Below are 24,824 nucleotides of genomic sequence, written 5' to 3'. Positions count from 1 at the left end.
ACTGCGGCGGAATTATGAATGAATGGTTAAGATCACTTGAAAATCAAGGCGAATCAAGCTGTTGTCGAAAATGAAAGAGTTCCGAATCGAGTATTGAAAGGTTAAGGGACTGTTAATCCGTTTGACTTGGCTTTTTTGCCGGACCTAGGATTGAACGTGACGGGGGATGCTTGGGTATGGGGTTCATCCTTAGCTCGTCTCGTCGGGTTCAAACCTCCAAAGGGAGAAATTGGCATGAAGAAGCTCATGACGATGGCCCGGCAGTTCCGCGACGACGACAACGGCGCTGCTATGGTCGAATATTCCATCCTGGTTGGCATCATCGCCGGCGCAGCGATCCTTGCGATCGTCGCCATCGGTCTGTGGGTCACCGGACGCTTTACGGGCCTGTGCAGCATTTTGAACGGCCACGGCGTGGTCGCGGGTGGCGGCACCGGCACGTGCAACGCTGGCGCCGGTACCGGTACCTGAGCTTATTCCATCAGGCCCGGGCCAATGGGTCCGGGCCTGGCTGGTTGGGTTTCAACCCTGCCATGAGGAGAATTCAAATGGAAAAGCTCATCGGTATGGCCAAGCAGTTCCGCGATGACGAAACCGGCGCTGCGATGGTCGAATATTCCATCCTGGTCGGCATCATCGCCGGCGCCGCGATCCTCGCGATCGTCGCCATTGGCCTATGGGTCAGCGGACGCTTCACGAACCTATGCGGCATTATGAATACTTCCGGTATCGGCACCTGCAACGCGGGTGCAGGAACGGGAACCTGACGCAGACATCAGGCCCGGGTTTTCGGGCTCGGGCCTGATGCGGTCGGTGGGGCTTACGACTAAGTATTTGCAGGCTTTTTTGGGGTTGGGGCTATGCGTGCAAACACAATCATAATGATTATCCTCGCCTGTGTGTTCGGCGTTCTGGCGGTTGTACTTGCCAATATCTGGCTCGCCAACCAGCGCAGCGCGTTGGCCCGGTCCGAAGGTGTGAAACGCGACACGGTGGTGGTGGCGGCAGTGCCGCTGAAATTCGGCGACACGCTGACCGCCGACAAGCTTCAGGAAATCGCCTGGCCCGCGGGCGCCGTTCCGGCCGGTGCCTTCAAGACGACCAAAGACCTGCTGGCCGGCCAAGGCAGCAAGCAAGCCCTGCAAACGATCGGCGTCAATGAACCTGTTCTTGCCGGCAAGATCACAGGCCCGGGCCAGCGCGCAACGCTTTCAGCGGTGCTCGGCGAAGGCATGAAGGCCGTTTCCATCAGGGTCAACGACGTGCTGGGCGTCGCCGGCTTTGTCTTTCCCGGTGACCGGGTCGACGTGCTGCTGACGCGCACGACGCAGGACGGTGGCGTGCAAAAGAGTTTCGTCGATGTGCTGCTGCAGAGCGTCAAGGTTCTCGCCGTCGACCAGGTTGCCGATGAGAGCAAGGACAGCCCGACTGTCGTCAAGGCGGTCACCGTCGAAGTCAACACAAAGGACGCGCAGAAACTGACTCTGGCTGCCGGCGCAGGGCAGCTGTCGCTGGCACTTCGCCAAGCTGCTGCCAGCAACGGCGAGTCGACAGAGCGCGTTACCCTCTCAGACCTGACCGGCGACACTCCCGAAGATGTCGCCAAACGACAGGCCGAACTCGAGAGGCAGAAGGCCGCCGATGCCGCAGCCGCTGCGGACCGCAAGCGCGCCGAGGACGAGCGCAAGCGTTCGGACGAAAAGATAGCCGGTTTGGCCCAGGCCGTCGAACGGGTAGGCAACAAACTCGACGACTTGAGCAAGGTCAAGCCGGCCCCGGCTGTGGCATCTGCGCCGCAAGGGAAGGAAATCGTCAAGGAAGAGATCAAGTATGTACAGCCGGAACCGCCGGCACGGGCGACAATCGGTGTGTTTCGAGGTATAAAGCTCGAAACATATGATGTGCCGCGACAAAAATGAGACCGGCACATTAGGATCTACGGAGTCCGAATCAGCCGGCAAGGGGGTCAGTGTAGATGTGTGTGTTCCGGAAACTGTTGGCGGCCACCGCTTTCGCCTTATCCTGCGCCTTGCTGTCACTGAGTCCCGTGGCGCGCGCCGCTGACCGCAGTATCGACGTGTCGAACCCAACTATCCATCGCCTCTTCGTGCCGGTATCGCAGTCGGTGACGATCCAGGTAAACTCCACTCTGGGCGACATTGTTGTGGGCGACGAAAAGATCGCCGATGCCCAGCCGATGACCGACAAGACGCTCTATGTCATCGGCAAGGGTGTCGGCACCACAACCGTCAATCTGTTTTCCGAAGACAAGCGCTCGCTGGGCACGCTCCAGGTCGAGGTCGGGCAAGACGTCAGCGATATGGCGGCCGCAATCCGCCAGGTGGCGCCCCGGGCCCGCATTGAAATCGGCTCGATCAACGGCAAGATCAGGCTGGGCGGTCATGTCAAGGATGCCGCGACGCTGGCATCCATCGTGGAAGTCGCTCAGCAATATGGCCCCGACGGCATCATCAACTCAGTCATCGTCGACGACAGCCAGCAGGTGAATCTTGAAGTGCGCGTGCTGGAAGCCAAGCGCAACGCCGGCCGCGATCTCGGCGTTTCAATAAAGAGCACCAATCGCAGCGGAACAACCCGCACCGGGACTGGCGACGCTGCCGTCGACGAAGATGGTGTGGTGCTCGGATCTGGGGACCTACTCACCGGCCTCTTGTCGAACACCAATCCTTTCGCGGCACTGATAACCCGCGTCGTCGACAGCAACATCAAGGTCGATCTGATCATCGAGGCGCTCGAGGCCAAAGGCGTGGTGCGCACGCTGGCCGAACCGAACCTGACCACGCTTTCCGGCGAGCCGGCCAGCTTCAATGCCGGTGGCCAGGTGCCCATTCGCAGCGTCAACAATGATGGCGAGGTGCAAATCGAGTACAAGCAATTCGGCGTCAATCTTCTGTTCACGCCGGTCGTGCTCGACGACAGCAAGATCCATATCAAGCTGGCGCCGGAAGTGAGCGACCTGACCGGCTTCACCAGCGCCGGCGACCCGATCTTCACAAACCGCAAGCTGGAGACCGTTGTCGAGTTGCGCGATGGCCAGAGCTTCGCGGTCGCGGGCTTGTTGTCCAGCAAGAACACCAGGCTGCAGAACCAGGTGCCATGGCTCGGCCAGGTGCCGATCGTCGGCGCGCTGTTCAGGAATTCGAGCACCCAGAAGGAAGAGACCGAGCTTGTCGTCGTCGTCACGCCGCACCTCGTGCGACCGGTCAAGCCCGGGCAACAACTGGAAACGCCTTTCGACAAAACGAAGCCATCCAATGACCCGGAGCTTTTCCTGCTCGGTCAGCTCGAAGTCAGCAAGGACATGATCCGCAAATATGAGCTGGGCGAAGGCGTCACCGGCCCCTATGGCCACATGCTGGATGTGAAATCGAAGGACAAGATGCTCTATGTCAAGAAATAAGCTCTTGCTCGTCATTCTGTGCAGCGGCCTGCTTGCAGGTTGTGCCGCTGACTATCTCAATAATTACGACACGATGACCTTGGCGTCGGGTGATACGCAGAAAGCCAATTCGCTGCTGCAGACAGTAGACCCGTATAACCCGGCTTCGAACAACACGAAGATCGAAGACGACGGCGAGCGTGCGGTGGGCGTCGTCAAAAGCTACAGGATTCCGCCACCCCCGCCGCCATCGACGAATATGACTGTCAATGTCGGGCCGTCGGGCGTGACCAACGGAGCGAATTAGCAGAAGGATGCGGTGCGCGGGCCATACGAGGGGTGGAGCGCGAAAGAGTAGAGAGTAGGGCCATGTTGCGGACCATTCGCGCGTTCTGGCACGATCAGAGGGGAATAGCGCTGATCCTCGTCAGCGTCATGCTGCCGGCGATCATCGGTTTCTCATTGCTGGCGATCGACATGAGCAGGATGAACAACCTGCACAACGACCTCCAGAAGGCCACCGATGCGCTGGCACTTGCCGCCGCAGCGGAGTTGAACGGCAGATCCGATTCGTGGACTCGGGCCGAGAACGCCCTTGCGAATCTGGTTTCCAACAGCACTACATTCTCCGATGCAGGTTTCGTTACGCTGCCGAGCACCGGTAGTACCACTGTCAATCCAACCTATTCCGCGTGTCGGTCAAGAGGGCAGATTTCGTGGTGTTTCCTCGCCAGTATCCCGGCCAATGATTCCAGCCCCATTACGTCAGCTAACTATGCAGCGTCGGCAGTTCTGACCCGTTTTATCCAGGTTAGCGCCCAGCCTGAAACGTTCACGTCGATTTTCCCGGTCTCGGTCTCTTCCTCAGGAAGTGCGACCGACACCAGTTACAATATCAGCGCCGTCTCAGTGGCCGGTTTTACCTCTGGCGTCTGCAACTACACGCCCGTGTTTATCTGCAACCCGTTTGAGATGGTGAACGGCACCAATACGGCCGGCGGCGTCACCCTCGAGCAGGCCGCTGCCGATCCGGCAATTCGTCGCCGGCTCATCGAGCTACGAACGGTGGGCAACAATGCTGCCTACGGGCCGGGCAATTTCGGCTTCCTTCAACCACCCGAGAACGTCGGCAATGGCGCGCAGGGTCTTGCCGAGACAATCGCCACCTCGACGCCGCTCGGCTGCTATTCGGCCGAGGGCGTAAGCACCAAGACCGGCCAGAACACGGGTCAGGTTCAAGACGCCTTCAATGTCCGTTTCGGCATCAGGGCCAACGGCAGCGCCTACAACAGCGCGGTATACGGCCCAGCCGCCAATGTCCGGAAAGGGGCGATATCGGGGGGGAATGGGAACGGCAATGGCGGCAATCAATGCCCTACCTACAACCAGTTGACGTTTGGCTCGCCCAATATGGGCCTGCCTCGGGATGCCACCACGCCCTATATGGGCGGGCGGATGGGCGATGGAAATTGGGACCTCTCTGGCTATTGGAGCACCAATTTCGGCTCCGTCAGCCATCCATCGTCATGGGATACCAGCGCGCCGACCCGCTACGATGTTTATAGATACGAGATTGCAAACGGTCTGGTTGGAACAGCCTCGGCGGGCGGCGAAGTGGGGACGCCAGAAAACGCTTGTCAGCCACCGGTGACCTCGGTCGATCGGCGGTTGCTCTATGGCGCGATCCTCGATTGCCAGGCGCTTCAGGCGGCGGGGAACAACCTCAACGGCAACAGCACCAACCTTCCGGTTGAAGCCTTCGCCAGCTTCTTCCTCACCGAGCCAGTCGCGTCCGCCTCGGTCGGAGCGTCGGTCATGGTGGAACTGGTCGACATAACCGGTCGCGGCGGACAGGGAACGCTCGACAATTTCCTGCGCGACGAACCCCAGCTTTATCGGTGATGGCGATGTCGAGCTGGTTGTCCCGCATCTTGAACCGCTTTCGCCGCGACGAGCGCGGCACGGTGATTGTGGAGATGAGCATCGTCGCGCCGTTGATGCTCATCCTGTCGGCGGGCGTGTTCGAGTTCGGCAACCTCATCCACGACAAGCTGCTGATGGAGGCCGGACTTTCCGACGGAGCCCGTTTTGCCGCGCGCTGCAACAGCGCGCTGTACACCAACGCTGGACTCACGATCGACTGCGCGGACACCGCCACCAACATCGCCGTTTTCGGCAATCCGGCGGGAACCGGCAGCCCGCGCCTCTACCTCTGGCAAAAATCCGACGTCACGATTTCCATCGCAGACCCCGCTACCTGCAGAAACACGGTCGACGTCAACGGCAACGTCATGTACCTCTCAACCACGTCGCAGGTCTGTATTGTGACGGCTTCCGGCTCTTATCCCTACAGCGTCCGCGACAGCATCGGGTTGCTGTCGCTGCTCAATATCAGTTCGATCACGCTCGGGGGAAGCCATCAGGAGCGGTTGATCCGATTTTGATGATGTTGACGCGGTTCGTGAAATCCGAGGACGGAGCAACGATGGTCGAGATGGCCATCGCCCTGACGCTGCTGCTCGTGCTAACGTTGGGTTTCGTTGACTTTGGCTATGCCTTCTTTCAATGGAACGCGGCGACAAAAGCCGTGCAGGTCGGCGCCCGGCTGGCATCCATTTCCGATCCGGTTGCCACGGCTCTTCTAACTGCCGCACCGACATCAACTCCTGGCGCGCCGGTGGTCGCTGGCGCCTATGGGCCGTTCGTCTGCAGCTACACCGGAAACACAGGCTCGTGCACCAACGGTGGTGCATTCAGCGCCGCCAATTTCAGCCGCGTCTTCCGCGGCGACACCGCAAACACCAATGACGACGCGTGCCCTGCTTTGGGGGCCAATCAGCGACCTGGCATGTGCCACTACTTCCCGGGGTTGCTGCGCAGCAACGTTGCGGTGGCTTACACTGCCACCGGACTCGGCTACCAGACCAGGCTTGGCGGTCCGGTGCCGACAATCACCGTCAGCCTTCAGAACATGAACTTCCAGTTCTTCTTCCTAGGCGGATTGCTCGGGTTCAACAACATCACAGTGCCCTCCATGCTGAGTACTGTAACCGGCGAAGATTTGAAGAGTACGTTCCCATGAACGCCATCGACACCAGAGTGCTGCCCACGAAACGCAAGCAGGTCGCCCTGTTTTCTTCCGACGCTAACTTCACGCGCGACGTGACGACACGGGCGGCTCGACGCGCTGGCGATCTATGACGTCAAGGTTCGGAGGCGGTCGAGTTTCTGAAAGGGCCGCCGGTCGACGCGCGGCCGGGCATCATCATCCTCGATCTCGGCGGCGGCGAACTGCTCGGCAACAATGCGCTGGTCGAGGCGCGCTCGGCCTGGGCGTCGATGCCGCTGATCGCGGTCTCGGGCGAGCTGACCTCCGAGCAGACGCGGGTGCTGGTGCGCATGAACGCGTCGGACTGGCTGCACAAGCCGCTCGACGCCAAGGAACTGCTCAACGCCGTCACCTTCCACGACACCGGCAGCCAGGGCACCAAGAGCCGGATCATCACCTTCATTGCCGCCAGCGGCGGCGCCGGCGCGACCACGCTTGCGCTCTCGGCGGCGGAGCATCTCGCCTCGAAATCGGCCGAGCGGGCGGCCTCGACCTGCCTCGTCGACCTCGACTTCCAGAGCGCCAATTGCGGCGCCTATCTCAACCAGTTCAACCAGTTCGACCTTGCCGGCATCATCGGCCAGCCGGACCGGCTCGATGTCGAGCTGATGGACGTCATCAAGCTTTCGCGGCCTTCCGGGCTCACGCTCTATTCCTTCGAGCGGCCGCAATTGCCGTTCGAGCCGCATGGCGCCGATTTCGTCTTCCGGCTGCTCGACCTCGTGGCCTACCGCTTCGACGACATCGTCATCGACCTGCCGAACATCGAGACGCCATGGCACGATTCGGTGCTTAGGACGAGCGACGAGATCTTCATCGTCTTCGAGCTCAACGTCGCGTCCTTGCGGCAAGGCAAGCGGCTCTACAAGAAGATCCGCGAGTTGCGCGGCAACGGCGTCTCGATCACGCTGGTCGCCAACAAGCACAAGCGCAAATGGTTCGGCAACCACTTCTCGCGCAGCGAGCTGGAGAAGATCTTCAAGGCGCCGCACATCAAGTCGCTGGCGCTGGACAACGCGCTTCTCACCGACGCGCTGAACCGCGCCATCCTGCCTTCCGAGGTGGACGGGCGGGCCCGCTTCAACAAGGACCTGAAGCGCATGTTCAAGGAGCGGCTGGACAATGCCCAGCGCTAAGCGCCGCATTGCTGCGAGCGTGGCGGGCGCGTGCCTGGCTGGCATCGCGCTGGTGTCGGCCTGCGGTTTCGCGGAAGCCGGATCGGGCCTGCCGCCGCTTCCCGCCATGGGACCCAGCCTGCGCAAGGCGGTCGCCTTCCAGACCGGCGAGCAGCCAGGCACGATCATCATCCGCAAGACCGAAAAGGCGCTCTACCTGGTGACGAGCCCGGGCGAGGCGCTGCGCTACCAGATCAGCGTCGGGCGCGACGGGTTCGGCTGGACGGGGACGGTCAAGGTCGCATCCAAGACCGAATGGCCGCAATGGCGTCCGCCCAAGGAGATGCGCGCCCGCCAGCCGGAACTGCCGGCGATGGTGCCGGCCGGCCCCTACAATCCGCTCGGCGCCAGGGCGCTCTATCTCTCGCGCGACGGGCGCGATACGCTCTATCGCATCCATGGCACCAACGATCCCAAGGGTGTCGGCTTTGACGGCACGTCCGGATGCTTTAGACTGACGAATACCGATGTGATCGATCTCTTCAAGCGCGTGGCGGTGGGCGCAAAGGTGGTGGTTGAATGACGATGATCAGCGTACCGGACGTTCCGGCAATCGAACTCGGCGAGCAGGAAAAGGCGCCCGGCAAGCCGAACCGGGCGAGAATAATCGGCGCCGTCGCGGTGGGTGCCGCGCTCGTCACCGCCGTCAACGTGACGGCCGCCGTCTATCTCTATCGCGGCGTCAACGATCTTCGGGCGATGGAGACGCGATTGGAGCAGCTTGGCCAGTTCGAGCAGCGGATCGGCGCCCGCATCGACACGGTCAACAACGGCTTCCAGAGCCGGTTCGAAACGCTGGACCGGCAGTTGCAGGCGAGTTTCGGCCAGATCAACAGCAACCTGGCCAAGCTGGAGCAGGGCCAGCCGGTCGCCACCGAGACGGAGACGCCTCGCGCGCCAGAACCCAGTTTCGCAGGCACGACCGTGGCGGAGGCGTCCGCGGTCGAGAACCCAGCCGAGCCGGACAACGCCTCGCCGATGTTCAAGCGGAAGGTCGCGCCGCCTGGACCCAACCCGTCCTACCAGCGCATCCAGCAGGCGGACGGCAAGGTCTATTACAAGAAGATCAACTGACCTCGCGCTGGATGCCAGGCTAAATTAGAAGTCGCGCTGGAGCGCCAGGATGCGGACGGCGCGGGCTTCCGTGCGAAGTTTCGCCTCGCGCAGGAAAGCGACATGGCAATAGGCGCAGGCCGCGAGGCCAAGGCACAGCACCAGGCTGTTCTTCCAGCTGAAGTCGATCGCCAGCGAGAACTGCAAACCGCGCGGCGCGGTGAAGGTGGCAATCGTGCTCGCCGTTTCGGCATGGCTGCCGACCGCGATCATCAGCCCGGCGAACAGCATGGCGGCATGGTTGGCGAGGAAAAAGCCGGCGGACCTCTTCGCCCGGCAGGCCATCCAGCAGGCGGCCGACGCGGCGAGGATGATGGCTGCGTCGAGAGCCATCGAGCCGCCGAGATAGAAGTCCACCTGCTGCCAGAACATCGTCGAGAAGGGCCGCAGCTCGAGCCAGACGCGCCACATCGCGGGGCTCGCCGAATAGGTTCCGAGAAGGAATGTCGCCGTCCGCTCCGCCGCCAGCAGGAACAGCATGAGCGCCGGGAAGGCAAAGAGCAGTGTCGGCTTGCGCGTCATGTCATCCCCTCGACAACCGATGCTTGAATGTAGGCCGCATTGGTTGCGCGAGGCTTAACGCAACGCCTTGCTTTTCAAGCAATGTCGCCAGTGCCTAATGTATGATCCGGTGAAACGATGGGGCGCGCTTGTGGGCGAGGTGAAATCGACCGGCCGGCTTGCCACGATGCTGGGCGGCCTCGGGCTGGTCGCCGGCGCACTGATGATTGCCGGGTCCAGGCACTGGTTGCCGACCACCCTCCCCTCCTATCCGCCGACCCCGGAGGCAGGCGAAGCGCGATCTGCCCCTCGCCTCCCCGTTCCTGACGCACGGCCCGGCCAGCCGGCGCGCCGGATCGCCGAGGATCTCATCGCGCCGCCGCCGCTCGACGCGGCGGGCATCGAGCGTATCGGGGCCCGCCCGCCGCTTGGTGAGCTTGGGCTCGCCTCGCCGCCGAAGACGGCAATGCCGCAGGACTGGCGTGAGACGCTGCTTTATCGTCCGGTCGCCGTCTCGTCAGCGGTCTTCGAAGCCATGGGACGCCGGGTCATCATCAGCGGCGCGGTCGATATCGACCCCGACAGGACCTGCTCGTTCGGCGACGCCGTCTGGCCCTGCGGCCAGCGCGCCCGCGCCGCCTTCAACGCCTGGCTGCGCGGCCGGGCGCTCAAATGTGTCCTGCCGCCCGATGGCGATCGCTTCGCCATCGCCGCTCCCTGCAGGCTCGGCAAGCAGGATGTCGGCGCCTGGCTCGTCGCCAATGGCTGGGCGATGGCGACGCCCGGCGGACTCTACGGCAAGGCCGAGGCCGTGGCCCGGGGCGCCCAGATGGGCATCTTCGGCCCGCCGCAATAGGCCATCCCACGAAAGGCGCGTGACGGCTTTCCGTTCGGAATTGCGTAATAACGGAATGGTTAAAAAAGTTCGGCGAGTCTACCAAACGCCGAGCTGCGACCGAATCGGATCGTCGAAGCGAACCCGGGCCGCGGCCGCTGACGAATGCCCATCCAACGCCGCCCACGGAGAAAGACGCTGAATTCCTTCAAATTGTAGGCCCCGCTGAAACAGAAATCGTAACACCCCGCCTTTAAGCCAATGCATCCAACAGGAGATTGGCCAGTGAGCACGAAAAACGAGACTGCACCGGCAGGGGCCTGGAAGCATGTCCTTTGGCTGTCCCTGCTCGGCACCGCCGCCTGCGTGGGTCTGTCGCTCGGCCTCAACTATCTGCTCCTGCTCAGCGACGTGCTGACGCCGTTCGGCCGCAGCATCATCACGGCCGCGCTTCTGCCTATCATCATCGGTCTGCCGCTTTTTGCCTTGCTCGGCTGGAGAGAGGTCGAGCTCCGCCGTTACCGGCAGGAACTCACAAGGTCCGGCACCTACGATCGCCTGACGGGCTGCCTCAACGGGGCGGTGTTCACCTCGATGGTCGACAGACGGGCGGCGAGACCGTCCGGCCCGCGCTCCGGCGCCTTTCTCGTCATTCACCCGGAGCATCTTGCATCGATCAATTTGCGCTTCGGTCTTGGCTGGGGCGACGAGGCCTTGCGGCTCATCGCCTCGGCCATCAAGTCCTCGTTGCGCAAGGACGACCTGATCGGGCGCATCGGAAACTCGATGTTCGGTGTTTTCCTCCCCGGCGCGACGAAGCAGGACGCCAAGGAGATCGGCGAACGCGTTCGAGACGCGGTCGGACAGATCTATTTCGCGCCGAAAGGCGACAAGGACGTGCTTGCCATCCGCGTCGGCGGCGTTGTCTTCGAGCATGAACTGGCGTTCGAGGACATGTTCCGGTCGGCGGAAGAACTCCTGTTGGAGGCCCAGGACGAGACCGACCTGGCATTGTCGCATATCAGCAACTGACGCTGCGGGCGGAACCCCAACGGCCTCCGCGGGCGACAATTCCGCGGCACATCGTTCTTCAAAAAGCGGCCTGGTCGTTTTACCTCAGATGCCGCCCATGCAGAGATACTTCATCTCGAGGTAATCCTCGAGGCCGTGGCGGGAACCCTCCCGCCCGATGCCTGACTGTTTCACGCCGCCGAAGGGCGCGGCTTCCGAGGACATGCGTCCGGTGTTGATACCGACCATGCCATATTCCAGGGCCTCCGCCACACGCCAGACCCGCTTCAGGTTGGAGGCATAAAAATAGGCGGCGAGGCCGTAGATCGTGTCGTTGGCTTCACGCACGACCTGATCCGCATCCTCGAAGCGGATGACCGGGGCCAATGGCCCAAATGTCTCCTCTTGCGCCACCGTCATTGCGCTGGAAATATCGGTAAGGACGGTCGGCTGGAAAAAAGTGCCGTCTCTGCCAATCCGACCGCCGCCGCACCGGATCGCACCGCCTTTTCCAACGGCATCGGCGATATGGGATTCGATCTTGGCGAGCGCCGGCCTGTCGATCAGCGGGCCGATGGCGACATCGGGAACGAAACCGTCGCCGACCTGAAGCTGGCGAACCCGTTCCACGAATTTATCGACGAACTCGTCATGAACGCCCGACTGCACGTAAAGGCGATTCGCCGAAACGCAGGTCTGGCCGGCATTGCGGAACTTCGCCTGGATCGCCCCGTCCACGGCGGCATCTATGTCGGCATCGTCGAAGACGATGAAAGGCGCATTACCGCCCAGTTCGAGGCTGACCTTCTTGATCTGGTCCGAGCACTGGCGCATCAGCAGGCGCCCGACCTCGGTCGATCCGGTGAAGCTGATCTTGCGCACTTTGGGATTGTGGCAGAGCTCACGCCCCACCGCGGCGCCCTCGGAGGCATAGACAAGGTTCACGACACCGTCGGGAAAACCGGCCGCGGCGGCGAGCGCGAACATGGCGCCCGCGACAAGCGGCGTCTGCTCGGCGGGCTTCAGCACGATGGCGCAGCCCGCCGCCAGCGCCGGCGAGATCTTGCGCGCCACCATCGATGCAGGAAAATTCCATGGCGTGATCGTGCCGACGACGCCGATAGGCTGCTTGATCACCAGCATGCGGCGGTCCGTCGATGGCGCCGAGATCGTCTCGCCATAGATACGATTGGCCTCCTCGGCGTACCATTGCAGGTAGGCGGCCGCATGGGAGACCTCCGATCTGGCTTCGGCAAGCGGCTTGCCCATCTCGGCGGTGAGGATAGCCGCGAGATCGTCGGTGTGGGTGACGATCGACTGATGCCAGCGCCACAAGATTTCGCTGCGCTCGCGGGCGGTCAGCGCTGCCCATTCGGCCTGAGCGACATAGGCCTTGTCAATCGCCGCGCGCGTCTCCTCGACGCCCATGTCGGGAAGTTCCGCAAGCAGTTCGCCGGTCGATGGATTGAAGACCTCGAACGTACGCCCGCCAGCCGGTGTGCCAAGCGCCGGCACACGGTCGATCGCGGCAAACAGGTCGGGGGATTTCAGGTGCCGGATCATCGGCAGGCACAGGGGCAATACCGGTCTCCTCCTCGAGCAGCTTGATGGTTGTCAATGGCGCCAACGTGTATGCCGCGCATCCACGCCTCTCATAGGGCCTGGGAAGGACGGCGGTAGACCCACCGTTGGAGCCAGCGTCACAATTGTCTCGCGGAGCCAAGTTTAGGCGAATCGTCCCTCGACCTTGCTTGGATTTCCGGTTGCGTTAGCATAGCAACGAATTAGCCATGCCTGAAAAGCCGGATTTCGCTGAGGGGGCGAAATTTCATGGAGATGCAGCAGGTCCGATATTTTCTGGCCCTATCCAGCACGTTGAACTTCACCAGAGCGGCCGAGGAGTGCAATGTCACTCAGCCCGCGCTGACGCGAGCCATCAAGACGCTGGAGGAGGAGCTAGGCGGAGAGCTTCTTCGTCGTGAACGCCAGCATTCCCACTTGACCGAGCTTGGCCGGCGCATGCTGCCCTTGCTGCAGCAGTGCTACGACGCGGCGACCTCTGCCAAGTCACTAGCCAAGGCAGTGCAAAGCAGCGACGTCGCGCCTCTCAACGTCACGATTTCGAACAGCATCAATATTGCGCTGCTGGTTTCGCCGTTCACCGAGCTTTTTCGGGCCTATCCCGGCGCGCATCTCAAAATCCACCGCGGCTCGCCGGCGGCTGTGGTAGAGGCGCTCAAGAATGGTGAGGTCGAATTGGCCGTTGCCGGTCCGCTGGGCCAGGTTTGGGATCGCCTCGACACCTGGTCACTTTTCCAGGAGGGGATCGAGCTCGCCGTGAATTCCGATCATCCGCTGGCGCGCCGCAACGAGGCCGACGTCGCGTTGGCTCAGCTTGCCGCCGAACCCGTGCTCAGCCGGATCGATTGGGAGACAAGCGAAGAGCTGTCGCGCTGCCTTTCCGCAAAAGGCTATTCGCCTCGGACTGCACATGAAGTGGAGACCGACCAGGACCTTCTTGCGTTGCTCGAGGCCAATGCCGGGGTCGGCTTTGTCTCGCTTACGGCACCCCGATCCGCGAACATCCGCCGGCTCAAGCTCCGCGATCTCGACGTTTCGCGGATCGTTTCCGTCTATGCGGTTGCCGGCAGGCAGCGCTCGCCGGTCGCGACGACGCTGCTCAACCTATTGAGATCGGCCGACTGGTCATCCTTCGGCGTCAGCGAGCCCGCCTGAGGGCGGCGATCAAGTCGTCAATATCCATCCGACGGCGGTAGTCCGGATCGACGAAGCGATCGGTGATGATCCCGTTCGTTCCGACGATGAAGGTTGCGGGTATCGGCAGAAACCAGCTGCTGTTGCCCTGGTAGCTCGGCAGATCAAAACCAACCCCCATCAGCCGCTCCATCTCGGCTCCGACCCAGATCGCAAGGTTGAGTGACAGGGCATAGCCGTTATCCATGTCGATCAGGAACGGAAACTGCGCGCCGACCGCGGCCTTCATGGCTTTCGCGAATTTGCGCCGCTCCGGCATGATCACGACCACCTGGCCTCCCAGTTCCGCGATCTGGCGCTGCACCTCGACAATGCCGATGGCGTTCACGCGGCAATAGGGACACCAATGCCCGCGCTGGAAGGTGACGACGGCTGGGCCCTTTGCAAGCATCTCTGCCAGGCTGACAAGCTTGCCCTCGTCGTCGGGCAGCAGGAACCCCGGCATGACTTCGCCGGCAACCGGAGCCATGGCGCCGGCTCCCAGCTTCTCCAGGCGATCCACCAATCGGTCCACGGCGTCCGCAAATTCGGAATTCAGGCGTCGGACCGCCGCGGCAACTACCGCCAGCCGTTCGTTGAGAGGCGCATCAAGTTCGATGGCGGCCTGGACGGATTGCTCGAATGTCATTGCCTCGGCGGCCATTTCTGCACTTTCACACGTCGCCCGCAGCCTACCACCGAAGCCCCTCGGCATTTAGCATGCTTTTCCTGCATGGTTTCGATGCCCCACGTGCATCGATGCATGCCAGGTTCATGTTCCATTCGCCGCCTCGGATCGGCGCGTTACATCATATTCCTGATATCCGCTGAAAAAGTCGGGAACCCGTAGACCATCTCGGACAGCGCCCGCGCCGGGATGCCGTGCTTCATAGCCAGCGCGAAGATGTGGATCAGCTCCTCGCCGGCATGGCCTACCAGATGTGCCCCGACAATCCGATCTGTCGTCTCCTCGACGATGATCTTCGACCATGCGACCGCCTCCGCATAGGTCCTGGCGGAGAGCCAGCCTTGCATGTCGTTCACATGGATCTTGACGTGAAGGCCCCGTTCCCTCGCCTTGGCTTCGGTCAGTCCGACGCTTGCCACAGCCGGGATGCTGTAGAGCGAGGCTGGGATATGACTGTAATCGGGTCGATGCTTCGGTCCGTCGACGATGTTGCGGCCGACGATCCCGCCTTCATAGGTGGCTATCGGCGAAAGCTGCGGGGAGTTCCACACCGCGTCGCCGCAGACATAGACATCGGGATTGGAGCGCGAGCGCAGGTGATCGTCGATTTCGATACGGCCCTCTCGGTGCACGATGACACCGGCCCCAAGATCGAGGCCCTCGACATTGGCCACGCGTCCGGCGCAGTTGACGACCCGATCCGCGTCCACCAGGCATTCGACGCCGTCTTTCACGAAACTCACCCGCAGTCGTCCGTCGGTCTCGTCGATCCTCTTGACCCACGCCATGGTATGGATGCTGATGCCGAGCCGCTCGCTCTCGCCACGCAGTTGGGCAACGGCATCCTCGTCGAAGCCTGCGAGAAGTTGCGGCAGGGCCTCGAGGATCGTCACGTCGACGCCGGCACGCGCATAGACATGCCCCAGTTCGAAAGCGATGACGCCGCCGCCGATGAACACCACCGCACGCGGCAGCACAGAATCGCTCAGCACATCGTCGGAAGTCGTCAGATGCTCGGCGCCCGGGATCGACAGCGGACGCGGCTTAGAGCCGGTGGCGATGACGATGTTCCTGGCTTCGAGTTCTCGGCCATCGACACGGATCGCGTTGCTGCCGATGAATGAAGCTTGGCCGGAGACGACATCGACCCCGCGCTTGGCCATCAATCCGGACAGTCGAGATGGGATGTCCCTGATGATCTCCTTTTCCCGTTCGATCAAGGCTCGCCAGTCGAGCCTTGGCCTATCGACCTTGATCTCATGTCTGCCGGCCCTTTCGATCTCGTCGAGCGCGTGGGCCGCGGCGACCAAGACCTTCTTCGGCGTGCAGCCGCGATTGGGGCAGGTGCCGCCGAGATCGCGGGCCTCAATCATCGCCACGGAAAGGCCGGCGGCGCGCGTCGCGACCGTGACACCCATTCCGGCGTTGCCGCCGCCGAGGATCACCACATCATATTTTTCCATCGCGCCGCCTCCGCGCTAGGCGCGTCGCGTCGAAACGGATTCGATCGACGCGCTTCAAGTCTTTGTTTCGATGCATGTCGCTCTCCCAAAACCGCTGCACACTTTTGGGCGACATGCGTTCTTTGTTTTGATGCATGTCGTTTTCCCAAAACCGCTCCGCACTTTTGGGCGACATGCATTCTTTGTTTGATGCATGTCGTTCTCCCAAAACCGCTGCACACTTTTGGGCGACATGCATCAGTGAAGCTTGATCCGCGGTCTGGCGCGCCTGACGATCATCTCGCCGATCGAAGCCAGTGCCGTCTTCGCGAGGCCGTGCACTGCCTTGAGATGCATCTTGTGCAGCGAGCGATAGGCAAGCCTCGCAACGAGACCTTCGATCTTCAGTCCTCCGATCAGGCTGCCGAACGCACCGTAGTCGGCGAGCGATACGAGGGAACCATAGTCGCGGTAGCGATAGGCCGGCACAGCCTGCCCCGCGAGACGTGCTGCAACCACCTTCGCCATGTGGTCTGCCTGCTGATGGGCTGTCTGAGCTCGGGGCGGCAAGGCGCTGTCATCGCCCGGGAGCACGCAGTTCGCGCAGTCGCCAATCGCGAATACATTCTCATCGCCGACCGTCCGCAAGGTTTCGTCGATGATCAGGCGGTTGATACGGTCGGTTTCGAGACCATCGAGGTCTTTCAGAAAATCCGGCGCCTTGATCCCAGCCGCCCAGACCACGAGCTCGGCCGGCAGGAACAGTTTTTCGCCAAGCCGGATGCCGTCTTCCGTGACTTCGGTGACTCTGATGCCGCATCGGATCTGCACACCCAGCTTGATGAGCAGGCGCGCCGAAGCGTGGGCCATATGCTCCGGAAGGGCGGGCAGGATGCGCGGTCCGGCCTCGACGATGGTGATGCGGATCAGCCTCTCGAAATCGATATTGTCGAGATTGTGCGAGGCAATTTCCCGCATCGATTTGTGCAATTCCGCGGCCAGCTCGACGCCGGTAGCTCCGGCGCCGACGATGACGCAGTGAAGCTGTCCAGGCGAAAGCTGCTCGTATTGAGCATTGGCCCGCAGACATGCGTCTATCATGCGCTTGTTGAAACGGGTGGCCTGCTCCGCCGTGTCGAGCGAGATGGCGTGGCGAGCAGCGCCCGGCGTGCCGAAATCGTTGCTGACGCTGCCGACGGCCATGACCAGCGTGTCGTAGCCCAGCACCCGTGGCGGCATGATCTGCCTGCCGTTGTCATCGAAGCTGGGTGCCACGAAGATCTGGCGCTTCGCACGGTCGATGCCGACGACCTCGCCGATACGGTATCGATAGTGGTTGCGGCTGGCATGGGCGATGTATTCGACCGCGTCGTGCGATGCGCTCAGCGCGCCGGACGCCACCTCATGCAGCAGCGGCTTCCAGATATGGGTGCGGCTGCGGTCGACCAGCGTGACGGAAAGCCGCCCCTTGCCGAACTTGCGGCCCAGACGGGTCGCCAGTTCCAGCCCTCCTGCGCCGCCACCGACGATGACCACGCGGTGCAGCGATTTGTCCCGGTGCGAGGGTGTCTCAGGGATCGTGCGGAAAAGCGCTGCGTTATTGGCGAGCACCGCTTCCGGAATGAGCCGCATGCCCGGAGTTATGATCTGCATCGGAATTCTCCGTTCCTTCTCCGGAACCGTTCACTCTTGGGATTCGTGGATGACGATGCCTTGCAGCATGTCGACTTCGCACTCCCACGGCTTTTCCGAGAGGACGCGCTGCCCATGCTCGTATCCCGCCTGCCAGCGAGTGCGAATGCCCGAACGGGTGAAGTCGATGTCCTTGGTATGGTCCTCGCCGTCGAGGCGCGGCGAAAGCAGCCGAACGAGGTGCATGACCGAAGGGCAGCCATAGGAGGCGAGTTCCTTGAACATCGGATCGTCGCGCCGCTCCTCCGGCACCAGTTTCCCCATCTCGCGCACGACGTGCCTGAGCCGATGCAATTGCTCCTGGCGGGCGACGTGGCTTCTGCCACGGCTGGCGTATTGGAGATCCTTCTGTCGCCCCATGACCTGCCAGATCGATTTTGGCTCGGAGCCCCGCGGCTGCCACATATTGACCGCGAAGATCAAAGCATCGCGCCGCGGCCGCGCGTCGAGCACGACCTCTATCGGAGTGTTGGAATAGACCCCGCCGTCCCAGTAGGGTTCGCCATCGATGCACACGGCCGGGAAGGCCGGCGGCAAGGCGCCCGACGCCATGATGTGGGCCGCCGACAGCGGCATCTGACTGCTGTCGAAGTATCTGAGTTCGCTGGTGTTGACGTTGACCGCGCCGACCGTCAATCGCGTATGGCGCCGGTTTAGATAGTCGAAGTCGACTAGGTTGCCGAGTGTCCTCTTCAGAGGATCCGTGGAGTAATAGGAGGCGTTCTCAACGCCCACTTCCCGGTTGATCCCGAACAGGGCGCTCGGGTTGGGTTCGAAGAAACCCGGTATCCCTCGCGTCAGCGTGCCCATGTTGGCAAAGATGTTGCTCGGGACCATCATCCGAAAGAATTCGTCGATTGGACTGCTCCGGCTGACGCCGTCCCAGAATTCCCGCAGCCTGGGCAGGCGATCTTGCGGCTGGTTCCCGGCAATCAGCGCGGCATTGATGGCGCCGATCGACGTGCCGATGACCCAGTCCGGCTCGATACCGCCTTCGACGAGTGCCTGATAAACGCCGGCCTGATAGGCTCCGAGAGCTCCTCCGCCCTGCAGAACCAAAACGGTCTGGCGCTGGGAGGAGACGTTGGCCGCCGGCCCGGCATCCGTCACAGACGCCGACTTCGAGGGATTTCGAATAATATTGTTCATGGCGCTGTCGCTCCTCGTCGTTGGCTTCTAGTGAGCGGTCCAGCCGCCTTCGATCGGCATGATGGCGCCGGTGATCGAGGCCGCGTCGTCCGAGGCCAGGAAAAGGCAGAGCGCGGCAACCTGCTCGACAGTCACGAATTGCTTGGTCGGCTGGGCGGCCAGCAGCACATCCTTGATCACCTGCTGTTCCGTGATCCCGCGGGCCTTGGCCGTGTCCGGGATCTGCTTTTCGACCAGCGGGGTAAGCACGTAGCCGGGGCAAACGGCGTTGACGGTGATGCCCTGTTCGGCGACCTCGAGCGCGACGGTCTTGGTCAGGCCGGCCACGCCATGCTTGGCGGCGACATAGGCGGATTTGTATGGCGAGGCGACGAGAGCGTGGGCGGACGCGACATTGATGATGCGGCCCCATTTGCGCGCCTTCATCGCCTGCAAGGCACGCCGGATCGTGTAGAACGACGACATGAGGTCGATCGCCACGACAGCTTCCCACTTCTCGATCGGGAAATCGTCGATCGGCGCCACGTGCTGAATGCCGGCGTTGTTGACCAGGATGTCGACCGCGCCAAATTCATCAATGGCCTTGTCCATCATCGCGGTGATCGCGCCACCCTTGCTCATGTCGGCATTGTCGTAGCGGACGTGCACCCCGTGGACGGCAGCGACCCTCGACCGGAGCAACTCGATCTCGGCGGCATCACCGAAACCGTTCAGAACGATGTTGCAGCCCTTGGCGGCGAAGGCCTCGGCGATGCCTTGGCCGATACCGCTGGTCGAGCCTGTTATCAGCGCCGTCTTTCCTCTGAGCATCGTCATTTCCTTTTGCTGAAGTCGCCGCCGAATTGACGAGCAAACGGCTGCGAGCAACGGGCTTGCGTGCGCCCAGGTCCGAAATTCTGATCAAGTATGGCGAGCAGCGCGAAGAAGCGGAAATGCCGTTGAGACATGGAATCGATAGCTGACGGTCTGATCGGTGCGTTCGCGATGCAGCCCGCAGGCCGGGTTGTTTGACCTAGGGGCAGCTAGTAAGATCGCCCGGCAACGCGGGTCGTGCGGCATGCACCGACCCAGGGGAAGCGTGCAGTGGAGATCAGCCAGGTCAGATATTTCTTGGCCGTTGCCAAGGAGCTGAATTTCACCAGGGCGGCCGAGCAGTGCAACGTCACGCAGCCGGCGCTTTCGCGCGCCATCAAGCTGCTGGAGGATGAGTTCGGCGGCGCGCTTTTCCACCGCGAGCGCCGCTTCACCCATCTCACCGAGCTTGGCCGCATGGTCGAGACGTATCTCGAGGGCGTTTTCGAGAACTCCCGCCAGGCAAAGCAGATTGCCGAGCAGTATGTGAATTTGAAAAGGATGCCGCTCAGGCTTGGCATCATGAGCACGATCGCTCCGGACGAGATCATCGAGCTGATCGCGGCCGTCCGTGGGCATCACCCCGGCGTGGAGCTTCACCTTTGCGATTCAGACGCCGTGAATCTTCGAAAGAGATTGCTCGAAGGCGATCTCGAGGCCGCCATCTATGCATTGCCGTCGGACGTTCCCGACGAGGAGGTTCACTCCCTTCCGCTGTTTCGCGAGCAGATGGTGATGGCGGTTCACCTGGCTCACCGGCTGGCGAACCAGCGGGTCGTGCGGGTGAAGGACATGAGCAATGAAAGTTATATTCACCGCAACAACTGCGAATTTGCCGGCTACGCGGATGCCATCCTTGCCCAGCAGGGCGTTACCGTCAGTCCGGTCTACTGGAGCGATCGCGACGACTGGACGCTCGCCATGATCGCTGCCGGGCTCGGTTTCGGTTTCATGCCAGAGCACACCGCCAAGCACCCGGGTGTTGTGGCCCTGCCGATCACCGAGCCGGAATTCTGGCGCGACGTCAATCTTGTCACCGTGCGCGGCCGCAAGCATTCGCCGGCGGTCGGCGCCCTAGTCCGCGAAGCGACCCAGAAGAAATGGTTCGGCGAGCGGGCAAACGCGTTGTCCGCCGCCGAATGACCTGGCTGTGCAAGGCTGACAGCGTCGAAGCGCCGAAGCATTTGGGCGCCTCGCGCCGGTCAGTTCTTCCTGATGGACGACGTGACGGACTGGATCACCTCGGTCGCCATCTTGAACTGCGCCTGCCGGTCGGTAATGCCATGCCGCTTCGCAATCCAGTCGAAGTCGCTATAGGCGGCGTAAACCTGCCCATCGGGCGTCTGGTAGACCAGCACGCGCACCGGCCAGTCCAGGCCCGCCTCGGGATTTGAGGTGATGAACGTCGTGCCGAGCGCCGGATTGCCGAACATGACGAGCCGCGACGGCCTGACATCGTTGCCGGCCTTGTTGCCGAGCTTTGCCTGGTCGATCACGCCAAAGAACATGATGCCCTTCTTGAGGACGTCCTTCTTGATGCGGGCCACGGTCTCGGCGACGGAATAGCCGCTCTTGATAGTGACGACCCCGTCGGAAGCGGCTGCCGGCAAGACAACTGTCATCAGCACGGCGGCACCGGCAATCATGGTTTTCAGGTAGGCTCTCATCGCATTCTCCTTGGTTGCTGAGTTGGCTATGGATTGAGTTTCTCGGGTGACCTCCGGCGCAGCTCCGGTGGTCACGCGGCTGGCGTTCTCAGCGTTCGGGCTACCGCGATCGCTGCCGCGAGAACCGCGACCAGTGCGGCCACGCAGGCCGTCCAGCCGACCCGGTCGTAGATCTGTCCGATGAGGAAGCTGCCGGCGAGCCCGCCCGCATAGTAGGAGGCCAGATAGATGCCGCTTGCGGCGGCGCGGTCGCGCGACGCGGTCCGACTGACATGTCCCGTTGCTATCGCCTGCGCCAGGAAGGTGCCGCTGGCGACCAGCGCCATCCCGGCGAGGACGATGGGAAGACTGGGTGTGAGCAGCAGAAGCAGACCGGCAATCGCCAGCGCAAGCGTTGCGCCAACCCCTACCCTCGGGCCGAGACCCGAGGCCACACGCCCGGCGAGCGGAGTGGTCAGCATTGACGGCAGGAAGACGAAATAGACCGCGCCCAGCGCCATCGGGGTCAGAGACAGGGGCACTGCTACGAGTTGAAAATTCACGTAGGTGAACGTGCCTATAAAGACGAAGAGGATGAGGAAGCCGATCGCGAAACAGGCCCGCAGCTCGACGTTCTGCAACGGGGCTTTCCAGGCCGCGCGGGCGAGTCCGCCCGTCGCATCTGCGCGCATCATTGCCGAGGTCTTCTGCAGCGTGAACCAGACAAGAACTGCGCCGAACAGATTAAGGGCGGCGAAGGTCAGAAAGTTGGTAGAGATGCCGAACGTGTCGGCGACGGCCGCCGACATCAGCCGGCCGAAGAAGTTGCTGGCAACATTGCCGGTCACATACGCCGCGAGCGCGCTCGTGGTCTGCCGAGCGGAAAAGTGCTCCGCCAGGTAGGCCATCGTGAGCGTGAACGCAGTCGACATGCACAAACCTTGCGCTACGCGCAGCAGGGCGAAGACCGCAATATTGTCTGTCTGCGAAAGCAGTGTCGTCGGGATCGCCAGGATGGCCAGGCTGATCCAGATGCCGTTGCGGCGATCGATGCCGCGCCCGAAGAGCGCGACGGCGATACCGGCCACCGCCATGCCGAAGGTGCTGGCGTTGACGGCGAAGCCCATGGTCGCGCGGCTGACGCCAAATCGTGTCACCAGCGAAGGCAGGATTGCCTGGGTTGCGAACAGATCGACGAGCGTCAGGAACGCGATCAGGGCGATCAGGCCGAAGCGCCAGGTATCTGCGGCAACGGTGCGGAGCCGCGTCTGTTCGGTATGTTCGCTGGTCGTCATGACAGGCTCCGTGGCCACGTCCCCGGGCGATCGCCCGAGGACGCGCTGTTGGTTGCTGCTGCTGCTGGGATCTGCAGGCCGCGACGAACGGCTCACATCATGTGATCGTTGTGCATCGCGGGCGGCAGGATGTCGGCGGAATAGAGCACCGCCGGAACCTTGCCGTTGTTCTTCCACCAGTGGGCGAGCTGGCCGAACTCGGCGGTCACGTCGCCAGCCGGATGCTCGATGCCGACCTTGCAGGTGCTGGCGTATTCGGTGATCGAGCCTTCGACGACGATGATGTTGGCGGGACGAACCGTGTGCTCATGCCACGGGACGACGCCGCCCGGCTGAACGACGAGCTTGCGCAGACGCAGCATGTTGCCTTTCCAGGCTTCGCCCTTGCTGCTCAGATCGATCGCCGAAAGGACCGTATCGGTCACGCCGACCGGCTTGCTGGGATGTTCCTGAATGTCGGTCGTAGCGGCCTGGCCGGCAGGGCAGTCGCCGGCGAACGCCGGGGCTGCGGAAAACGCAGCGGTTGCGGTAAGAAGTCCGAGTGTCAGCGCCGCCTCCAGCGGCAGACGCAACGCAATAGTCTTGGAAGCCATGTCTAATTTCTCCTTTGTCGGTGCCCAATCGCGGTGGCGGGGCATGAAAAGAGAGTGACGGCAGCCTCGACGAAAGAGAAATGCTGACTGGCTCTTAAATCGATACCTGAAAACTATGGTGGGTGATCGCACCAACGCGATCATCTCCGCCACGAAGTTCGCCGCGGAGTTAGGCTTCACTTCGGATTGTTACGCTGCAGTCTTCCTGACCGGCAGGTCGATGCCGCTTTCCGGCCAGCTGTGCGCCTTGACGCTGTTCACGAAGGTTGACGTCGCCGGCGAGAAACGGCGGCCCGCCACGACGACCAGCGAGACCTCCCGCCAGACTTCAGGATCGATGACAGGCCTGATTTGCAGACCCGGGATAACGGCGCTGAATTCCGGGATGAAACAAATCCCGAGCCCGCCGGAAACCATGTTCTGAATCCAGTCTTCGCGCTCGCTTGCGTAGGAGATTCTGAGCTTGACGCCGCGATCGTTGCAAAGGCCGGCGAGGTGATCACGATACTCGCAATTCAGCCGCCTGAGATAGTTCTCGCCGTCGAGCTCGGAGATGGCGACATTGTCGTTGCGGGCCAGCCGGTGACCGTTGGGGAAGGCCAGAACGAACCGCTCACGATAGAGCGGCGTGACGTCGAAGCGTTCCGGAAAACTGTTGCTGGACGCCATGATGGCAACATCGATTTCACCCGCTTCCAGCAGTTGCGATAAAGAGGCAGGCACGCCTTCCACCAGCTGCAGCTGAATGCCCTGCTGGCGCCTGTTGAAGTCCGCCAACAGACCGGTGAAGCGGCGCGGACCGATGGTGCACATGACCCCAACTTTGAGATTTGCGTTTTCCAGGCACAGGAACCTCGACGCCTCCTGCCGAACGCCGGTCACCTCATCGAGGATCTGCTGAAACCGTGGCCGAAGAAGCGCACCCAGATCCGTCAGATGCGTCAGGTTTCTTTCGCGGCGAAACAGCAAGCCGCCGACTTCATCCTCTAGCTGTTGGATCGCCCGAGACAGCGCCGGCTGGGTGACGTTGCACTTCTCGCCGGCGCGCGTGAAGTTTCGTGTCTCGCACACGGCCAGGAAGTAGCGGATGTGATGAATGTCCATACCGATTTGTCCCGCATTGCGAACGACGCTTTCCTGGCTTTGGACCCTGCCGCAAAGTGCTGTCCCACGCCAATGCGCTGCGGCTATAAAGTCGATAGCGATCGGTCATGATGTCTGGGGGCGAGGTGCGAACTCCGCCAAATAATGATGGCGAGCACGCTGCTCGCCATCATGTCGATGTTGCCCGAAACGGTGGGGCCGGCAGCTCAGTTGGCGCCGCCGAGCGCCTGCAGGTTGGCGCAGAATTCGGCGTGCGGCTTGCTCATCGCCGGGTCGTTGCACGCTTTCGTCATCTTGACCCGGTCATGCTTTGACAGGGCGAACCAAGCCTTCTTGAACCCAGCCATAGGTTTCATCGTCTTCATCGCGGCGTCGGTGTAGAACGTCGGCAACGCAGCAAGATCGCTGAAGGGGTCGGCGGACGCCGGATTTGCGCCAAGACTTATGGCAAGCACCGCCATACAG

28 protein-coding genes are annotated in these 24,824 nt (G+C 62.2%); 16 read left to right on the top strand and 12 right to left on the bottom strand.

The annotated features are described in order from the left end of the window. Positions 1–234: 234 nt before the first annotated feature. The 12 genes from EJ070_RS17835 to EJ070_RS17785 all read left to right on the top strand — a co-directional run bounded on the left by EJ070_RS17835 (position 235) and on the right by EJ070_RS17785 (position 8,758). Positions 235–471: a Flp family type IVb pilin gene (locus EJ070_RS17835; protein WP_245464594.1), complete on the top strand. Its 237-nt coding sequence runs from the start codon at positions 235–237 to the stop codon at positions 469–471. 77 nt (positions 472–548) lie between these two features. Further along, positions 549–767: a Flp family type IVb pilin gene (locus EJ070_RS17830; protein ID WP_126092534.1), complete on the top strand. Its 219-nt coding sequence runs from the start codon at positions 549–551 to the stop codon at positions 765–767. Between the two features lie 93 nt (positions 768–860). Then, a complete protein-coding gene (cpaB, locus tag EJ070_RS17825) occupies positions 861–1,919 on the top strand; it encodes a Flp pilus assembly protein CpaB (RefSeq protein WP_126092533.1) in 1,059 nt (352 codons plus the stop codon). A gap of 158 nt (positions 1,920–2,077) precedes the next feature. Further along, positions 2,078–3,421, top strand: coding sequence for a type II and III secretion system protein family protein (locus EJ070_RS17820; RefSeq protein ID WP_245464592.1), 1,344 nt, complete (start codon positions 2,078–2,080; stop codon positions 3,419–3,421). Positions 3,422–3,425: 4 nt separating this feature from the next. Continuing rightward, on the top strand, positions 3,426–3,707 hold the full coding sequence (locus tag EJ070_RS17815) for a hypothetical protein (protein ID WP_245464591.1): 282 nt from the start codon (positions 3,426–3,428) through the stop codon (positions 3,705–3,707). A 62-nt stretch (positions 3,708–3,769) separates the two neighbouring features. Beyond that, a complete protein-coding gene (locus EJ070_RS17810) occupies positions 3,770–5,302 on the top strand; it encodes a pilus assembly protein TadG-related protein (RefSeq protein ID WP_126092530.1) in 1,533 nt (510 codons plus the stop codon). Positions 5,303–5,307: 5 nt separating this feature from the next. Next, complete coding sequence (locus tag EJ070_RS17805; RefSeq protein ID WP_245464911.1) at positions 5,308–5,844, top strand: TadE/TadG family type IV pilus assembly protein; 537 nt, start codon at positions 5,308–5,310, stop codon at positions 5,842–5,844. Between the two features lie 41 nt (positions 5,845–5,885). Further along, positions 5,886–6,482, top strand: coding sequence for a TadE/TadG family type IV pilus assembly protein (locus tag EJ070_RS17800; RefSeq protein WP_245464910.1), 597 nt, complete (start codon positions 5,886–5,888; stop codon positions 6,480–6,482). After that, the gene (locus EJ070_RS37455; RefSeq protein WP_281059660.1) at positions 6,479–6,601 is read left to right on the top strand and encodes a hypothetical protein; all 123 of its coding nucleotides are present in this window, start codon (positions 6,479–6,481) and stop codon (positions 6,599–6,601) included. Before EJ070_RS17800 ends, EJ070_RS37455 begins: the two co-directional genes overlap by 4 nt. A 138-nt stretch (positions 6,602–6,739) precedes the next feature. Beyond that, positions 6,740–7,645 carry an AAA family ATPase gene (locus EJ070_RS17795; RefSeq protein WP_245464909.1) on the top strand — a complete coding sequence of 302 codons (906 nt, stop codon included), beginning with the start codon at positions 6,740–6,742 and terminating at the stop codon, positions 7,643–7,645. Beyond that, complete coding sequence (locus EJ070_RS17790; protein WP_126092527.1) at positions 7,632–8,207, top strand: L,D-transpeptidase; 576 nt, start codon at positions 7,632–7,634, stop codon at positions 8,205–8,207. Before EJ070_RS17795 ends, EJ070_RS17790 begins: the two co-directional genes overlap by 14 nt. Next, a complete protein-coding gene (locus tag EJ070_RS17785; protein WP_126092526.1) occupies positions 8,204–8,758 on the top strand; it encodes a hypothetical protein in 555 nt (184 codons plus the stop codon). The genes EJ070_RS17790 and EJ070_RS17785 overlap by 4 nt, the downstream gene beginning before the upstream one ends. A gap of 24 nt (positions 8,759–8,782) precedes the next feature. On the opposite strand, the gene EJ070_RS17780 is transcribed toward EJ070_RS17785, so the two are convergent. Beyond that, positions 8,783–9,319 carry a hypothetical protein gene (locus EJ070_RS17780; protein WP_126092525.1) on the bottom strand — a complete coding sequence of 179 codons (537 nt, stop codon included), beginning with the start codon at positions 9,317–9,319 and terminating at the stop codon, positions 8,783–8,785. Positions 9,320–9,449: 130 nt separating this feature from the next. Between EJ070_RS17780 and EJ070_RS17775 the strand changes: the two genes are divergently transcribed. Both EJ070_RS17775 and EJ070_RS17770 read left to right on the top strand, forming a co-directional pair. Continuing rightward, on the top strand, positions 9,450–10,154 hold the full coding sequence (locus EJ070_RS17775; RefSeq protein ID WP_245464908.1) for a thermonuclease family protein: 705 nt from the start codon (positions 9,450–9,452) through the stop codon (positions 10,152–10,154). Between the two features lie 264 nt (positions 10,155–10,418). Further along, a complete protein-coding gene (locus EJ070_RS17770) occupies positions 10,419–11,165 on the top strand; it encodes a GGDEF domain-containing protein (protein WP_245464907.1) in 747 nt (248 codons plus the stop codon). An 84-nt stretch (positions 11,166–11,249) separates the two neighbouring features. On the opposite strand, the gene EJ070_RS17765 is transcribed toward EJ070_RS17770, so the two are convergent. Then, positions 11,250–12,725 carry an NAD-dependent succinate-semialdehyde dehydrogenase gene (locus EJ070_RS17765; RefSeq protein ID WP_126092523.1) on the bottom strand — a complete coding sequence of 492 codons (1,476 nt, stop codon included), beginning with the start codon at positions 12,723–12,725 and terminating at the stop codon, positions 11,250–11,252. A gap of 249 nt (positions 12,726–12,974) precedes the next feature. Here EJ070_RS17765 and EJ070_RS17760 point away from each other — a divergent pair, with 249 nt between their 5' ends. Further along, positions 12,975–13,880: a LysR family transcriptional regulator gene (locus EJ070_RS17760; protein ID WP_126092522.1), complete on the top strand. Its 906-nt coding sequence runs from the start codon at positions 12,975–12,977 to the stop codon at positions 13,878–13,880. Here the strand turns inward: EJ070_RS17760 and EJ070_RS17755 are convergent. The 5 genes from EJ070_RS17755 to EJ070_RS17730 all read right to left on the bottom strand — a co-directional run bounded on the left by EJ070_RS17755 (position 13,864) and on the right by EJ070_RS17730 (position 19,679). Then, positions 13,864–14,562 (bottom strand): peroxiredoxin-like family protein, encoded by a 699-nt coding sequence (locus EJ070_RS17755; RefSeq protein WP_126092521.1) that lies wholly within the window; start codon positions 14,560–14,562, stop codon positions 13,864–13,866. The genes EJ070_RS17760 and EJ070_RS17755 overlap by 17 nt on opposite strands. A 140-nt stretch (positions 14,563–14,702) precedes the next feature. After that, positions 14,703–16,049: an NAD(P)/FAD-dependent oxidoreductase gene (locus EJ070_RS17750; protein ID WP_126092520.1), complete on the bottom strand. Its 1,347-nt coding sequence runs from the start codon at positions 16,047–16,049 to the stop codon at positions 14,703–14,705. A gap of 237 nt (positions 16,050–16,286) precedes the next feature. Then, positions 16,287–17,681, bottom strand: a complete 1,395-nt coding sequence (locus tag EJ070_RS17740; protein WP_245464906.1) for an NAD(P)/FAD-dependent oxidoreductase — start codon at positions 17,679–17,681, stop codon at positions 16,287–16,289. A 30-nt stretch (positions 17,682–17,711) separates the two neighbouring features. Further along, positions 17,712–18,869, bottom strand: coding sequence for a patatin-like phospholipase family protein (locus EJ070_RS17735; protein ID WP_126092518.1), 1,158 nt, complete (start codon positions 18,867–18,869; stop codon positions 17,712–17,714). 27 nt (positions 18,870–18,896) lie between these two features. Continuing rightward, positions 18,897–19,679: a 3-hydroxybutyrate dehydrogenase gene (locus EJ070_RS17730; RefSeq protein ID WP_126092517.1), complete on the bottom strand. Its 783-nt coding sequence runs from the start codon at positions 19,677–19,679 to the stop codon at positions 18,897–18,899. Positions 19,680–19,952: 273 nt separating this feature from the next. Between EJ070_RS17730 and EJ070_RS17725 the strand changes: the two genes are divergently transcribed. Then, entirely contained in the window at positions 19,953–20,864 is a 912-nt protein-coding gene (locus EJ070_RS17725) for a LysR family transcriptional regulator (RefSeq protein WP_126092516.1), read from the top strand. 59 nt (positions 20,865–20,923) lie between these two features. On the opposite strand, the gene EJ070_RS17720 is transcribed toward EJ070_RS17725, so the two are convergent. The 5 genes from EJ070_RS17720 to EJ070_RS17700 all read right to left on the bottom strand — a co-directional run bounded on the left by EJ070_RS17720 (position 20,924) and on the right by EJ070_RS17700 (position 24,820). Then, complete coding sequence (locus EJ070_RS17720) at positions 20,924–21,367, bottom strand: DUF302 domain-containing protein (protein WP_245464947.1); 444 nt, start codon at positions 21,365–21,367, stop codon at positions 20,924–20,926. A gap of 92 nt (positions 21,368–21,459) precedes the next feature. After that, a complete protein-coding gene (locus EJ070_RS17715) occupies positions 21,460–22,662 on the bottom strand; it encodes an MFS transporter (protein WP_126092514.1) in 1,203 nt (400 codons plus the stop codon). 92 nt (positions 22,663–22,754) lie between these two features. Next, positions 22,755–23,255, bottom strand: coding sequence for a cupin (locus EJ070_RS17710; RefSeq protein ID WP_126092513.1), 501 nt, complete (start codon positions 23,253–23,255; stop codon positions 22,755–22,757). A 189-nt stretch (positions 23,256–23,444) separates the two neighbouring features. After that, positions 23,445–24,359: a LysR family transcriptional regulator gene (locus tag EJ070_RS17705; RefSeq protein ID WP_126092512.1), complete on the bottom strand. Its 915-nt coding sequence runs from the start codon at positions 24,357–24,359 to the stop codon at positions 23,445–23,447. A gap of 206 nt (positions 24,360–24,565) precedes the next feature. After that, entirely contained in the window at positions 24,566–24,820 is a 255-nt protein-coding gene (locus EJ070_RS17700; protein ID WP_245464905.1) for a hypothetical protein, read from the bottom strand. Between the last annotated feature and the right edge of the window lie 4 nt (positions 24,821–24,824).

Source organism: Mesorhizobium sp. M1E.F.Ca.ET.045.02.1.1 (assembly GCF_003952485.1).
Lineage (GTDB): Bacteria > Pseudomonadota > Alphaproteobacteria > Rhizobiales > Rhizobiaceae > Mesorhizobium.
The sequence above is the reverse complement of the archived record's forward strand: the minus strand, read 5'-3'. Positions and strand labels throughout refer to the sequence as shown.

Coding starts and splice junctions, on each gene's coding strand:
- EJ070_RS17835 (WP_245464594.1), top strand. CDS start 235: ATGAAGAAGCTCATGACGATGGCCCGGCAGTTCCGCGACGACGACAAC.
- EJ070_RS17830 (WP_126092534.1), top strand. CDS start 549: ATGGAAAAGCTCATCGGTATGGCCAAGCAGTTCCGCGATGACGAAACC.
- cpaB (WP_126092533.1), top strand. CDS start 861: ATGCGTGCAAACACAATCATAATGATTATCCTCGCCTGTGTGTTCGGC.
- EJ070_RS17810 (WP_126092530.1), top strand. CDS start 3,770: ATGTTGCGGACCATTCGCGCGTTCTGGCACGATCAGAGGGGAATAGCG.
- EJ070_RS17805 (WP_245464911.1), top strand. CDS start 5,308: ATGTCGAGCTGGTTGTCCCGCATCTTGAACCGCTTTCGCCGCGACGAG.
- EJ070_RS17800 (WP_245464910.1), top strand. CDS start 5,886: ATGGTCGAGATGGCCATCGCCCTGACGCTGCTGCTCGTGCTAACGTTG.
- EJ070_RS37455 (WP_281059660.1), top strand. CDS start 6,479: ATGAACGCCATCGACACCAGAGTGCTGCCCACGAAACGCAAGCAGGTC.
- EJ070_RS17795 (WP_245464909.1), top strand. CDS start 6,740: ATGCCGCTGATCGCGGTCTCGGGCGAGCTGACCTCCGAGCAGACGCGG.
- EJ070_RS17790 (WP_126092527.1), top strand. CDS start 7,632: ATGCCCAGCGCTAAGCGCCGCATTGCTGCGAGCGTGGCGGGCGCGTGC.
- EJ070_RS17785 (WP_126092526.1), top strand. CDS start 8,204: ATGACGATGATCAGCGTACCGGACGTTCCGGCAATCGAACTCGGCGAG.
- EJ070_RS17780 (WP_126092525.1), bottom strand. CDS start 9,319: ATGACGCGCAAGCCGACACTGCTCTTTGCCTTCCCGGCGCTCATGCTG.
- EJ070_RS17760 (WP_126092522.1), top strand. CDS start 12,975: ATGGAGATGCAGCAGGTCCGATATTTTCTGGCCCTATCCAGCACGTTG.
- EJ070_RS17755 (WP_126092521.1), bottom strand. CDS start 14,562: ATGGCCGCCGAGGCAATGACATTCGAGCAATCCGTCCAGGCCGCCATC.
- EJ070_RS17750 (WP_126092520.1), bottom strand. CDS start 16,049: ATGGAAAAATATGATGTGGTGATCCTCGGCGGCGGCAACGCCGGAATG.
- EJ070_RS17740 (WP_245464906.1), bottom strand. CDS start 17,681: ATGCAGATCATAACTCCGGGCATGCGGCTCATTCCGGAAGCGGTGCTC.
- EJ070_RS17735 (WP_126092518.1), bottom strand. CDS start 18,869: ATGAACAATATTATTCGAAATCCCTCGAAGTCGGCGTCTGTGACGGAT.
- EJ070_RS17730 (WP_126092517.1), bottom strand. CDS start 19,679: ATGCTCAGAGGAAAGACGGCGCTGATAACAGGCTCGACCAGCGGTATC.
- EJ070_RS17720 (WP_245464947.1), bottom strand. CDS start 21,367: ATGATTGCCGGTGCCGCCGTGCTGATGACAGTTGTCTTGCCGGCAGCC.
- EJ070_RS17715 (WP_126092514.1), bottom strand. CDS start 22,662: ATGACGACCAGCGAACATACCGAACAGACGCGGCTCCGCACCGTTGCC.
- EJ070_RS17710 (WP_126092513.1), bottom strand. CDS start 23,255: ATGGCTTCCAAGACTATTGCGTTGCGTCTGCCGCTGGAGGCGGCGCTG.
- EJ070_RS17705 (WP_126092512.1), bottom strand. CDS start 24,359: ATGGACATTCATCACATCCGCTACTTCCTGGCCGTGTGCGAGACACGA.
- EJ070_RS17700 (WP_245464905.1), bottom strand. CDS start 24,820: ATGGCGGTGCTTGCCATAAGTCTTGGCGCAAATCCGGCGTCCGCCGAC.